The 13,469-nt window shown below is 42.4% G+C and carries 11 protein-coding genes and 1 pseudogene; 9 read left to right on the top strand and 3 right to left on the bottom strand.

Features of this window, described 5'->3' with window-relative positions:
• Window positions 1-64: 64 nt before the first annotated feature.
• Window positions 65-2,059, bottom strand: a complete 1,995-nt coding sequence (locus BXP28_RS13525) for a methyl-accepting chemotaxis protein (protein ID WP_257125639.1) — start codon at window positions 2,057-2,059, stop codon at window positions 65-67.
• A 603-nt stretch (window positions 2,060-2,662) separates the two neighbouring features.
• On the bottom strand, window positions 2,663-2,947 hold the full coding sequence (locus BXP28_RS13520) for a hypothetical protein (protein ID WP_144029518.1): 285 nt from the start codon (window positions 2,945-2,947) through the stop codon (window positions 2,663-2,665).
• Between the two features lie 296 nt (window positions 2,948-3,243).
• On the opposite strand from BXP28_RS13520, the gene BXP28_RS13515 reads away from it, so the two are divergent.
• The 7 genes and pseudogenes from BXP28_RS13515 to BXP28_RS13485 all read left to right on the top strand — a co-directional run bounded on the left by BXP28_RS13515 (window position 3,244) and on the right by BXP28_RS13485 (window position 10,666).
• Window positions 3,244-3,516 (top strand): response regulator transcription factor, encoded by a 273-nt coding sequence (locus tag BXP28_RS13515; RefSeq protein ID WP_023484498.1) that lies wholly within the window; start codon window positions 3,244-3,246, stop codon window positions 3,514-3,516.
• On the top strand, window positions 3,513-4,523 hold the full coding sequence (locus tag BXP28_RS13510; RefSeq protein WP_023484497.1) for a S8 family peptidase: 1,011 nt from the start codon (window positions 3,513-3,515) through the stop codon (window positions 4,521-4,523). Before BXP28_RS13515 ends, BXP28_RS13510 begins: the two co-directional genes overlap by 4 nt.
• Before the next feature lie 15 nt (window positions 4,524-4,538).
• A complete protein-coding gene (locus tag BXP28_RS13505) occupies window positions 4,539-5,237 on the top strand; it encodes an ABC transporter ATP-binding protein (protein ID WP_023484496.1) in 699 nt (232 codons plus the stop codon).
• Between the two features lie 5 nt (window positions 5,238-5,242).
• Window positions 5,243-6,397, top strand: coding sequence for an ABC transporter permease (locus tag BXP28_RS13500; protein WP_023484495.1), 1,155 nt, complete (start codon window positions 5,243-5,245; stop codon window positions 6,395-6,397).
• Between the two features lie 100 nt (window positions 6,398-6,497).
• Entirely contained in the window at window positions 6,498-6,719 is a 222-nt protein-coding gene (locus BXP28_RS13495) for a hypothetical protein (RefSeq protein ID WP_036655279.1), read from the top strand.
• 101 nt (window positions 6,720-6,820) lie between these two features.
• Window positions 6,821-9,982 carry a type 2 lanthipeptide synthetase LanM family protein gene (locus BXP28_RS13490; protein ID WP_077585090.1) on the top strand — a complete coding sequence of 1,054 codons (3,162 nt, stop codon included), beginning with the start codon at window positions 6,821-6,823 and terminating at the stop codon, window positions 9,980-9,982.
• Window positions 9,983-10,006: 24 nt separating this feature from the next.
• Window positions 10,007-10,666 (top strand): annotated as a pseudogene (locus BXP28_RS13485) (IS256 family transposase).
• 23 nt (window positions 10,667-10,689) lie between these two features.
• Here BXP28_RS13485 and BXP28_RS13480 read toward each other — a convergent pair.
• Complete coding sequence (locus BXP28_RS13480; RefSeq protein ID WP_023484492.1) at window positions 10,690-11,199, bottom strand: hypothetical protein; 510 nt, start codon at window positions 11,197-11,199, stop codon at window positions 10,690-10,692.
• A 167-nt stretch (window positions 11,200-11,366) separates the two neighbouring features.
• On the opposite strand from BXP28_RS13480, the gene BXP28_RS25180 reads away from it, so the two are divergent.
• Together BXP28_RS25180 and BXP28_RS13470 are read left to right on the top strand one after the other, a co-directional pair.
• On the top strand, window positions 11,367-11,459 hold the full coding sequence (locus BXP28_RS25180) for a putative holin-like toxin (protein ID WP_077585089.1): 93 nt from the start codon (window positions 11,367-11,369) through the stop codon (window positions 11,457-11,459).
• 550 nt (window positions 11,460-12,009) lie between these two features.
• Entirely contained in the window at window positions 12,010-13,467 is a 1,458-nt protein-coding gene (locus BXP28_RS13470; protein ID WP_023484491.1) for a type I restriction-modification system subunit M, read from the top strand.
• The last annotated feature ends 2 nt before the right edge of the window (window positions 13,468-13,469 follow it).

Here is a 13,469-nt window from a genome sequence, read left to right as displayed (position 1 = left end):
CATCGTCACTGGGGCCGTATTTTTAGATGAACTAGAGCAACTATCTTTATTGTCCAGCTAAATTTCAGGCTTTAAATTTGGTTAAGGTTTCCTGAAGTTCTTGGGCCATCTCGCTTAAGGCACGGCTTGATGCGGAGATCTCTTCCATGGAAGCAAGTTGTTCTTCAGAAGCCGCTGAAATAGATTGGGCACTGCCGAAGGAATTTTGCGAGATTTGCACCACTTCCTGCAAGGTTGCGCTGACTTCCTCCGAACTTGCCGACATTTGCTCGGTAGCCGCCGATACTTCACGTACCTGATCTGAGATGACCTCCACTGCTGCGGAAATTTTCTCAAATACAGCTCCTGCCGTGTCGATCAAAGAAGAACCTTTCTCCACCTCGGATACGCCCTGGTTCATCGTAGTAATGGCTTTTTTCGTAGCGGATTGGATCTGTCCGACCAATCCGGCAATATGTTGCGCGGAAGTCGCCGACTGTTCAGCCAGTTTCTTTACTTCCTCTGCGACAACGGCAAAGCCCCGGCCTGCTTCACCGGCTCTGGCTGCCTCAATAGAAGCATTGAGCGAGAGCAGTTGCGTTTGTTCCGCAATGGCTGTGATTGCCGTTATAATCTCGTCAATCTGCTGGGTGTGCTCACCAAGAGTATACAGTTCCGAAGAAGTAGTCTCAACGGACTGGTGAATGGACCTCATTTGGCCTACAGCCTTCTGAACCGCCTCATTGCCGCGTTTCGTTTCCTGAGCGGTCCGGACCATCGAATCGGAAATGGTAGAAGAAGACTCTGCAATCCGCTGTATGCCTCCGGCCATTTCTTCCATTGCGGTTGAGCTTTGTTCGACACTTTGCACCTTGGTCTCTGAGCCTTGCATCACCTGTTCGATGGCCTTTGTTACATGTCTATGAGCTTCAACGGAATCTACGGAAATAGCCGTCAATTCCTCCGAAGAAGCGGCAACTTGTTCTGAGGCTTGATGGACTTGTCCGATTATCTGGCTCATGGCACCCAGTATCTGATTCAAGTCTTTCGCGATCTGTCCAACCTCATCCTTGGTTTTCACCTGAAGACGTGGTGTCAGATCACCCTGAGCTGCCCGATTAATCGTGGCAGAAAGGCTAAGCAGCGGTTTTACGGCAAAGCGTCCCATTACTATAGAGATAAGAAGAATCAGGGCACCCACAATAATTATAAGCAGGGTAGTAGTCTTTGTCATCTTATTGACCGGAGCAAAGACCTCGTCTTCGTGAGCGTAAATGACCATTTTCCAGTTGGCTGTCGGTATGGTATGGTAAGATATAAGACGGCCCGAATTCTTTGAGGAAAGGTACTTTCCATAACCATGATCTTGCTTTAATACTTCGTCCTGATAATATTTCAGTGCTGCCGGTTTCAGGATCTCAGATATATTTTTCCCGACATATTCTTTGTCATTATGGGTAACAAAGACCCCATTTGCGGACAGCAAATAACCGAAACAGCTTTCTCTTATTTTAATATCTTTCACCAGGTTCATGAGGGTACTCGTATTGACCCTACTCTGAATGGTTCCGATAAGTTCGTCCCCGTCCATTAAAGGTACCGCAATGACCACACTGGGAGAGCCTGTATGTTTATTGAACTGAAAGTCATTGACAGCAGGCTTTCTAGTTTCCTTTACCTTTTTATAATAGTTCCGGTCGTTGATATCGGTCACTTGTCCGGCAACTGTGGTATTTACTCCATTTGTATCTGTATATGAGTATGATTCCACTTCATTATCAATTCCACTAATTGTATTTAAAATAGAGAGAATCTGATCCTTGTCGCCCTTTTTAAATTCCGGATGCTTCTTGATCGTTTCTTCAACAAGGGAAATACGTTTTTGAAACCAGTCATCTACATTCTGAGCAGTAATTTTGGTTATATTCGACATATTCTCCAATTCTATGTTCTCGGTATTGTTCTTGGTGATGTTTTGCGTAATTATTGATATGGTAATCACCGGGATTAATGAGATCATCATAAAAGCAATGATCAGCTTGATTTTGATAGAGTATCTCCATGTTCGTTTTGTATTCAATGTCTTAATCTCCCCTCCAACTAAATAAAATGATGTAATATATTTATCGGTTAAAAATTATGTCGAAATTAGTAGTTTTATGTAGTTTTATGAAAACAATATTTCCTCCTTTATTTATTCCCCCAAGGAATTAGGAAACCGGAATTTTTGACCTCGAACCATTTATCATGAGGACAATGAAGATTTGGTCGGCCTGCTTTTGGAATATGGGACTCCTTTACAAGCCGAGATGGATAATGGAAAGACAGCTTTGTCTCTGCTCAAGAGGGAGGAAACTACTAGTGACAGGCTTAGAGAAAGTAGCGTTTCGTTTCCTCCTAAATTTTTTTATCTTTTCTCATATTTATTTTATGTATCTACGTATAGACAAGAGATCTATAAATCAAGGTTTTTTGGATTAAATTCGTATGTAATTAAGTGAAAAACGTTCCCGCATACCGTTCGCGTAGAATCGGTGGCTTTGTTGGTGAAGGATGGTACAGTTCAGTAAAACTATTATGTTTATTGAGTTTTTTAATGTACACAAATTGAAAATATTAGTTAGTGATACAGAAGTCGGAAAACAGGCTTGATGTAATATTGATGTAAAAATAGGTCGGGTCTCTACCCTAAATAAACAAAGACGCCAGGTAATACCTGTGCGTCTTTGTTATTGTCCTTGTGCAGCATCAGATAAAAAAAGAATTCGAATTTATCAGTAGCTGTCTGATCCGCAGTTCGAAGAACGTTTACATAAATGTTCATTGTTGTAGTGATGCTTCCGTGGCCAAGTCCCGTCTGCAAAATTGCCTGAAGGACAACCAGATTCATGGCCCATACATAGGTTTTGGCAGAGTGATCATAGAGCCAGGAGAGAAATGGTAGCGTCTTGGTATAGGGATGGGCCACGGGTATCATCCAGATTGATGATATCCCCTTCTTGCAAGGCGGTGTGTTCGTCAGCTTGTGACAGTTCCACGCGTTTTTTGCCAAACGTTTTCCATGCGTGAGGAGTCGAGAGCAAGCGACTCCATAACTCATGATGATAACAAATCTTACACTCCCAAGATGGAATCGGATCAAGTACAGTTAAGAAACTGCTAATGGAAACTAAATATAATACTTTACATTTAAATAATAATTATTATACAATATGTAATGGTTTATATTAACAATTTTACTAGATAAAAGGCGGGCCTTAGGGGATGAGTGTTATGTATACTACAGCTTTGTTTGAAAAGCTAAGTGAACGGGAGACCAAATTATTATGTCTACTAGCATGCGGGTACAACGACAAAGAGATTGCCCACCAACTGTTTATCAGCAGACGCAGAGTCGGTGAAATTATATCGAACCTGAAGCAGAAGCTGGATGTTTCCACTCGTGTCGGTCTTGGTATTATAGCTTACCATCTGCATTTGATCGAATTGCAGGATATGAAACGGAAGTCCCAAATGGCGAGTGAAAACGAGTCATGAATTATCTTAACGAAATGATTCAACAGGCGGAGTATTACCATAGATGGTCCTGGGCTATGAAACTGCTTACACGTCAAGGTTGTACCTATAACATACAGCCTGGCAGTAAAGAGATAAAGATCGCCATTATTGACAGCGGTGTCGATCGAAATCATCCGGATTTGGCTCATAGCATCGTATCAGAAGGAAAATCTTTTATTGATGATATGCCTGCAACCGTGGATCTCTCGGGACATGGCACGATGATGGCAGGGGCGATTGCTGCCAGAGGCAAGCTTCTCGGCATTGGACCAGGTTTAGGAATTGTGCCCTATAAAATCATTCAAACCAATAATAGCGGACACTCCTCTGACGTGATTAAAGCCATAGATCTGGCCATCGATGACCGGAATGATATTATTAATTTAAGCTTAGGCTCCTATAAGTCAACAATTGGCGAATCTGATGCAGGTCTAATCAGGGAATACAACCAAATCATCAGGAAAGCAGCATCGAAAGGAATTATCGTTGTGGGTTCCATGGGGACACATGGCATGTTTCTCTCTAAAAAAAGTGAATACTGTCATGTGCCTGGAGGGCTATCGCATGTTATTTCAGTCGCAGCGACGAACAAAGAAGGCATGTTGGCCGATTATTCCAATTATAATTCCGGCAATAACTATGCTGTACCGGCCGGAGACTTCGGGCCATCATGGAAAAAGGAAAGAAAGCCTGACTTCAGGTCGATGTGTGTCGTTACATATCCCGCTCAATTGGATCAAACCCCGCAAAGTAAAGCGGTGAAATTCGACCAAGGGTATGAGTTTATGACCGGAACCAGTCTGGCTGCTGCCAAAATGTCGGGGATTATTGGCTTGATTCAATCGCAGGCGTTGGAGAAGCGCCGACAAAAGCTTAACAAAGGGCAAATTATACATCTGTTAAGGAGGACCTCCAAAAGATTAGTACATAACGGGGTCGTATTTTATCTGGTCCAACCTTATGAAGCTTTGCGTTTGATTTATTAAGGAAGGGGAAGTCCATTGAGTATTTTATCTGTTCAGATTCGAAGAGCTGGTTACATCGGTAAGGAAACGGCTGTCCACGATATTGATTTTCATGTGAAGCAGGGGGAGTTTGTAGGGTTAATCGGGGCGAACGGTGCCGGCAAGAGTACGACGATGAAGCTGATATTAGGCTTTTTAGAAGAATATGAAGGATTGATCCAGATTGAAACAAACAAAACCTACACCTATATACCCGAACATCCGATATTCTATGAAGGTCTGACATTATGGGAACACTTGGAATATATTGCAAAGGCTTATTTGGTAACCGAATGGCAGGAACGGGTTTCCAGGCTGCTCCAGGATTTCCGGATGGAAGCTGTCGTCCATCAATTACCTGCGAGTTTTTCAAAAGGAATGCAGCAAAAAAGTATGATCATTGCCGCATTACTGGTTAAAGCAGACTTATATTTAATTGATGAGCCTTTTATTGGGTTGGATCCTCATGCTACCAGCCTTCTGTTACGATTTTTGAAAGAAGAGCAGGAGAGGGGAGCGGCGATCCTGATGTCAACCCATGTATTAGATACAGCTGAAAAAATATGTGATAGATTTATCCTGATCTCGAATGGGACCATCGTTGCCCAGGGAAGTCTTGAGGATCTTCGGGCAACTGCGAATATGACAGACGGCTCATTACTTGATTGTTTCAATTTATTGTGGGAGAAAGGATAAGATCTATGAACAGCATCACGATATATCGTTATCGCTTGAAACAATACAGGCAGTTCAAGAGAAAGGTCTGGTTGCTGGCGAATGATTGGTCAGTATCTTTATACATATTGCTTCCTATCGCCCTCTTGCTATTATTCAATTGGATTTCATGGTGGGGTTCGAAACAAATTTTTCTGGAAGTCCATCAGCTTCGGGTAATCGGTGGTTGGCTTTTCCTGTATTGCTGGTTCGGGAACCTGTTTATGGCCGTGGAGGAGGCGGATAAGGTTTTCTTGTTGGGAATGCGTACACTTATCACTTCTCTTCGAACAATCAGTCTGTACTATTCGCTGCAGAAATATGCCACCCATACTGTGTTGCTGTTCGTTTATTTACTCCCTCTGTTTATTCAATGTTTACTAATTAATATTACGCAGGTATTTGAATTTTTGGTTTTGGTCTTGTTGTGGAAATATTATCATGCATTAATGAGATATATTCTATATATCAAGATGGAACATCTGCCTGCCAAGGCTGCTGTATATGTTGTCATGTTCGTCATGGATTTCTTCCTCTACATCTGGGGAATCAAGCTAATTTCCATGCATGCGGACATCTATCTGTTTTTCTATTTAACGCTGTTGGCATTAGTTGTCGGTTTGCAGTGTTTGTATATTTTGCGATTGAAAGGAACCTTTTTTAAAGATGTCGATTACCAGTTGAACCACAAATACTTTTCGTTGTCCTTGGTATTTTTATTTGCTCCGGTACCACATGTGCCGTTGATCAGAAGCCAAAAGACCCCCTGGATTTTTAAACGTTCCACAAGATTGTTCTCTGTAAGAAATGCAAGCCATGTGCTGATAGAATGTTTTATTAAATCGTACTGCAGAAATTTCATGAATCTGTCCAGGTATCTTCAAATCGTGGTATATTCCTTGATTCCAAATGCCATTGTCCCCGTATGGATTAAATTTTTGTATCCGCTGTTTATCTTATTTATTCTCTGGGAATATGCCAAGTCGGAGTGGTCAAGTTACATCTACTCCAGCTTTTTCAAAATTCACCCTTTGCCGAAGGAGCAAATGAAGAAGGCACGCAAGTTATCTACTCTATTATTTATTCTGCCTGCGGGAATTATATTATACACCGTTTCAGTGCTGTCCACGTTTCTATTCTAGAAAAAACGTAATTTTGCGAAGTGTTCAATAGAGTTGGGGTGATTTAAAATATAAATTGAAGTCATGAATATAAGTAAATTATAAGCTAGGAGTGATTCTATTGAATAATGAACTGATTGTTCAAGCTTGGAAGAATCCGCAAATCTGTTCAAACTTCGCAAATCTTCCTGTTCATCCGGCCGGAGAAGCTCTAGTTCCCTTTGATCTGAATCTTGGGGATGTGCAAGCTGAAACTACTCCTGCCACTCCTTGGATTATTGCAAGCTCTGAACCTTGCGGTTATGTTGCCTCAACGATCATTATTTCTGTAACCAGCTGCTAATCTAAGTATCCTGAATGTGATATCCATGGCTTCAACAGTTGTGCTGTAACCCGGCACAACTTATTTTTCATATCAGCTCAAATAGGAGGCTGGAAAGGTAGATGAATTCAAAGCTCAATTTATATACAATACCGATGGATGGGGCTCTATCCTTAACAGAAAGAAAAGAGCTATTCGAAAGAATCGGCGGGGTGAATCTGGTACAACCGGAATGGAATGAGCGTGCAAAGAGGTGGAAAAGCAGATTTCCATCTCCGGAACTTTTTGAACAGCGTCTGAGAACGGAAAGCCTGACCGAGAATCAATTTAACTGCTTTGTCTCCTCCTTGGACCTGAAGATTGAAGCCGAGGCACAGCGATATTATGGTGACAGCGATTGGGTGAAGGTGTACTCCGCTGCAATGAGCGGTTATGAGCAAGACGCACTGCCGGGTCATAATAACCATCTAGGAGTAGCGGTTTATCCATTTGTCGTGTGGGCGTGCAAGGAAATAAGGTCATTTTTCGCTGAGATGACAATTGAAGTGGTTCAAGATGATTTTATTCAGGATTTCGCCCAAGGCTTGACGCTGGATTTAATGCAGTTCTCCCAATATAGTCTTATTTTGGAATTAAACGTGGCCAAGCTATTGAATCAGTTGGAAGGAAATGATTCGAAGGAAAGATTCCATTCCTTTGTAAGAACATTAAGCAACAAAGAAATGTTACTAAGCTTCTACTCTGAATACATAGTATTGGCAAGATTATTATCGATTCGTACCCTGTACACAGTAAATAATCTCAAAGAAGCGATGAACCGGTTCCGCGATGATATGCCGGAATTACGCAGTCATTTTCCATTTGTAAATCAGGCGCAGCTTCAGAAGATTACACTTGGCATTGGGGACCGTCACAAGAAGGGCAATAGCGTAATGTGCTTCCATTTTACGGGGGGGAATTCTCTTATATATAAGCCTAAAAACCTGGAGGTTTCCGTAAAATTCCAGGAAATATCCGCGTTCATCGCCGAGCTGGGTTTAAAGAGCCGGTTCAAGTTCCACCATATATTACCTAAGGGTGAGTATGGCTGGGAAGAGCTGGTGGAGTATAAGACCTGTCATAACCGCAAAGAAGTGGAACGTTACTTTTACCGTTATGGTGCTCTAGTAGGAATTGCCTATTTATTAAGGGGAATCGACTTCCATTATGAGAATGTTATTGCCCAAGGAGAGCATCCGCAGCTGATTGATTTGGAAACAATTTTCCATAACAGGCCGGGACTGTTACATGACGATCATTTTGATGTTGCCCTGAAGGTGGCTTTTACGGAAACCGTCATGGGGAGCAATCTTCTACCCGTTCACTTATTCGGTACGGAACAGCATAAAGGGCTGGAGTTAAGCGGTTTGGGAGGGAATGAGCAAGAAACTCCCTTCGACGTTAAACAAATGGAACATATTAATACGGACGAGATGAGGGTCATTCGAAAAAAAGTCATGATCAATGGGAAAAGCAACCGGGTCACCCTGCAAAATCAGGAAATCCAGTTAAGTGATTATGAACATCATATCTTACAGGGCTTTTCTGATGTCTGTTATCTGGTTTGCCGAAGCAAACCACTCATCCGTCAGAAAATTAAAGATACCTTTGAGCACACGCCAATCCGCATCATAGTACGAAGCACCCAAAAATATTCGAATTTGCTCATGGAAGCGAATCATCCCGATTACACCAGACATCAGCTTGAACGTGAGATGTTTATTGATAGTGTATGGGGTTATCCGATAAGAAGCAGCGAGATCCTTCGTTCGGAAAGAGAGGATTTATTGGAAGGGGACATCCCCTTATTTACCACCTTCACGGATTCTCTGCACTTGTGGGACAGCAGAGGAAGACGAATTCTTCATGTTTTCAAGGAATCTTCCATGGATCTTGTACTGAGCCGCCTGGAGCGTCTGACTCCGGAAGAGATCCGTTACCAGGTTAGTTTAATGAAATCTTCCCTTTATACGGTTCATTCAGATGGTGAAGGGACAGTACCCAAATATACGGAAGTTATAAGCAATAAAGATAAGGGTGTGTATGACGGGAAAAAGGAGAAGTGGCTGGAAGCGGCAGAGCATATCGGTGAACTGCTCCAAAGCCGCGCAGTGATTGGGCAGGATGAAGCATCATGGCTTACCTTGGTTACGGGAAAGAATGGTTGGGGGATCCAGGAGATACCTAAAAATCTGTATGACGGGTTGGCCGGGGTGGCGCTCTTTTTTGCTTATTTGTCGAACATAACCGGACGAAGTGACTATAAAGAGCTGTCCATCAAATCGATGAATCGGGCACTAAAAATAAATACAAATGAAAAAATCCTGCCTTCCGGTTTTTGGGGCACGGCTTCACTGTTATATCCGGTCTTCCAGATCCAATCCATCATTGAGCCTGTGAAGGAATGGAACATGGAAGCAGAGAAGATTGCTGACCTGCTTAAAAACCTTGAGACTCCTGATGATTCCTATGATTTCCTTGGCGGCTCCGCAGGGCTAGCCGTTTTGTTAGTTCAAGCTTACAGCGTAACCAAAGATGATCGGTTTCTGGAGCTGGCCATGAAATATGGGGATCATCTCTGCGTACATGCCGATCGGGTCGAGGGGATTTACACATGGAAGTCTAAATGGAATGATGTTCCATTGGGCGGACTCGCACATGGTGTTATCGGTATCGGCTATGCCTTAGGTCAGCTTTACCATGTTACAGAAGAATCGCACTTTAAAGAAGCCGCATTAGGAGCGCTCAACTATCAGAACAGCCTGTATGATGTGTTAGGCAAACGCTGGATTGACAATCGGAAACATAAAAATAACCAGTATTGTGACAGCCATTGGTGCAACGGCGTTACCGGAATTGGGATGGCCCAGCTCGCTTTATGGAACGAATGGGGAATTGGTCATCCTCAAATGAGTCATGAAGTGGCACAGGCAGCAGAATTTGTATTTCAAGATGGAAGCTACTCCTCGTATTGCTTATGCCACGGGCTAATGGGGGATGCCGAGTTTCTTTATACAGCAGGGAAGCAGCTGAATGAGCAAAAGTGGACGGAGCAGGCGTTTAATTACGCGGATTTTGTTTCTGATCAAGTGCTGCTGGGTCAAGGACAGGTTTGCGGTACTCCCCGGCATATCGAAACACCTGGATTATTCCTGGGGCTTTCCGGAATAGGTTACCAGCTTCTTCGTCTTGCCGAACCGGATATAGTGCCTTGTGTTCTTCAATTGCGCATGAAAAACACCTGATTTTTAAGCGAATGACGTAAGCGATTGTCCAATGTACCTTTAGAAGTAGAAGGATGGCAGAATTGCCCCTTGCAACGCGTATACGCGGTTGTCTTTCTGACGCTATCCACTTCAAGGTCAAACAGGACGGGGCCATCGATAGCAAAGCGGCGTACATGGTCATTGGCATCGATTTGGATGGCGCTAGGGATGTGGATCGGTGAAAACGAATCATCTAAATTCTGGCTCAGCGTGCTGGGTGACCTGAAAAATCGTGGCGTCCAGGGCATTCTCATTACGTGTGTGGACAACCTGAATGGGTTCTCGGAGACCATTACGGCAAGCTATCCCAAGACGGAAATCCAAAAATGTATCATTCACCAGATCCGGAATTCTACCCGCTATGTCTCTTACAAGGATTTGAAGAAGGTCACGGCGGATTTAAAACCAAATTATAAGGCTTCTACCGAAGAAGCTGCTCTCTAGGAACTGGATCGTTTTAAAGAGGTATGGAGTAGTAAATACCCGCTCATTATCCGGTCTTGGCGAAATAACTGGGCAGAACTGGCTACCTTTTTCAAGTACCCGCCGGAGATCCGAAGACTCATCTACACAACCAATATGATTGAAAGCTACCACCGTCAGCTTCGGAAAGTGACGAAAGGCAAAAGTATCTTTCCTACTTTTAATAAAGTTTACACATAAATCTTGACAGACCCTTTTTTAATTCAAGGAAATTGCTTCATGGAATTTGCAACTTCAACTAATTCATTAATCGTAATATTCCGATTTTGTTTGAAGCTTATGAAATAAATGATATCATCTCTAATAAAGCGAATATGGTCAGGTTTTCCAGCTTTATAAAGACATTTCGCTTTTGTACTATGTTTCAGTTCAACTTCAGTTTCATGTGGGGTTTTGCTGAATTTCTCACCATTTTTTGGCTTGATATTAACCATTTGTGTCACAATAAGAGTTTCATTTGTTTTGTTGTTAAAGTAACTTACTGTTAGTGTCTTAGCATGTTCACTAAGAGAAGCGCCTGTATCTGTCGGTTTAAAGGGAATGGTATTTGGAAGAAATACTTTTTTGTTGAATTTTTCTTTAAACATGGAAATGGCATCATTTACATTTAAGTTATCTCCTAAAGGATTTTTTGAATGTTCAGTAATATAACTCAATGGGTCAACGGATTGTTGTGGTTCGATATTTTGAATTAAACTACCATATAAAACCATTAGAGATAGACTTAGAGAAAGTAGCATTTGTTCTAAATAAAAAAAGCCCTAAAAGGGCTGCAAGCGATTTTAAAATTACATATAAATAAAAGGTAATATGTGGTACAATAGTACAAGCAATAGTGGCTTATACGTGGGCGGTCGGCTAATCCCCTGGAAAGGGGGTGATGCCAATGGAAACGTTTCAAGCTCTTCAATTAATGTTCCTATTCGGGATGTTTATTCTGGCGCTTCTGACGTTTATCCAAAAGATGAAATAGATCGCCCACCGAGGAAAGGTTAAGTGCGATCTATTTGTCGTAATTCCTTCTAAGCCAACCGCAAACATATAGCGCGGCTATTGCTGACCGTGGACGTTACAGCGTCTGCGGTCTTTTTTAGTATATGCTTCTAATTGCATTCTAACACAGGTTTGTTTTATTTAACAAGATACAAAGTATAGAAGAGGAAGAACCTCTTGGGGACGAATTGGGGATGGAATGTACATCAAAGTTAGAATTAAGGGTAAAGAAGGCAAAGGGAAAAGAGAAAAACCTTATAAAATCAAGGTTTTTTGATTAAAATCGTATATAATTAGAGGAGGAACGTTCCTGCATACGGTTCATGTGGAGTGTATGGCGTTATTGGTGAGGAATGGTAGCTCTAAAACCCCCTAATAAACTTGGACAATAAGAGTGTGTATTGTTTATACTAAAAGCGATAATAGAGAAGGATGAATACATGAAATGAACGAGATATTCCCAAGATAGCGATTTGTCATAAGTCCTTACTATGGCACATGAATAGATACTTAAAATATTGGAGGGCTTTATGATTACAGGTGAAATCAAAAATAAAGTGGACAAGATATGGGAGACATTCTGGACAGGCGGAATCACGAATCCGCTCGAAGTCATTGAGCAATTTACCTACCTCCTTTTCATTAAAGGGCTGGACGATATAGAAACAAGGAAGGAAAATGAAGCAGCCTTCTTGGGTCTAACATACGAAGGAATGTTTCCTAATGATAAACAGGATTTGCGCTGGAGCAGGTTCAAGAATATGGAAGCGAACCAAATGTACAATTTGGTGCTGAATGGAATCTTTCCATTCATCAAGAATTTGCATCAAGACGGCGATTCTGCGTATTCCAAATATATGGAAGATGCTATTTTCAAAATCCCTACGCCCCAGATGTTGACGAAAATTGTTGATGGCATCGACGGGATCGACATGGAGAAGCGGGATGCAAAGGGAGATCTGTATGAGTATCTCCTATCTAAAGTAGCCACAGCTGGAATGAATGGACAGTTCCGCACTCCGCGGCACATTATTGAGATGATGGTTCGTCTGATGAAGCCAAGTCCCAGCGATGTGATTGCTGACCCTGCAATGGGGAGTGCCGGATTTCTTGTGGCTGCACAAGAGTATGTAAAAGAGCATCATGCGGATTTGTTTTTACATGCGGGACTGAAAAAGCACTTCAACCAAGATATGTTTTATGGCTTCGACATGGACCGGACCATGCTTCGTATCGGCGCGATGAATATGCTGTTGCATGGTGTGGACCAACCGAACATTGAGTACAAGGACAGCCTTTCCGAGCAAAATGGCGACCAAGAGAAGTATACGATGATTCTTGCCAATCCTCCATTTAAAGGCTCGCTGGACTATGATGCGGTAAGCAAGGATCTGCTTAAAATTACGAAGACAAAGAAAACCGAGCTCTTGTTCCTGGCTCTCATTCTAAGAAGCCTCAAACTTGGGGGCCGAAGCGCTACTATCGTCCCCGATAGCGTTCTGTTTGGCAGTAGTAAGGCACATAAGGAAATCCGTAAAGAACTGGTGGACAATCATAAGCTGGAAGCGGTGATTTCCATGCCAAGTGGAGTATTCAAGCCTTATGCTGGTGTGAGCACAGCTGTTCTCATCTTCACGAAGACAGGAGCAGGCGGTACGGATCAGGTATGGTTTTATGATATGAAGGCGGACGGATACTCGCTGGATGACAAAAGGCAGCAGATCGAGCAGAATGACATTCCAGATATTGTGGAGCGCTTCGAAAATCTGCAGGGAGAGAAGACACGAAAACGAACTGAGCAGAGTTTTTTGGTGGATGTACAGGAGATTCGGGATAACGGGTATGACTTGTCGATCAATAAATATAAAGAGATTGAATATAAAGAAGTCACCTATGATCATCCCCGCGAGATCCTATTAAGGATTCAGCAATTGGAAGAGGAAATTCAAGCGGGGCTAGAGGAGTTAGTAGGTATGATTGGAGTGTGATA

The organism is Paenibacillus larvae subsp. larvae, from assembly GCF_002003265.1.
Lineage (GTDB): Bacteria > Bacillota > Bacilli > Paenibacillales > NBRC-103111 > Paenibacillus_H > Paenibacillus_H larvae.
This window is presented reverse-complemented; position numbering and strand designations above follow the sequence as displayed.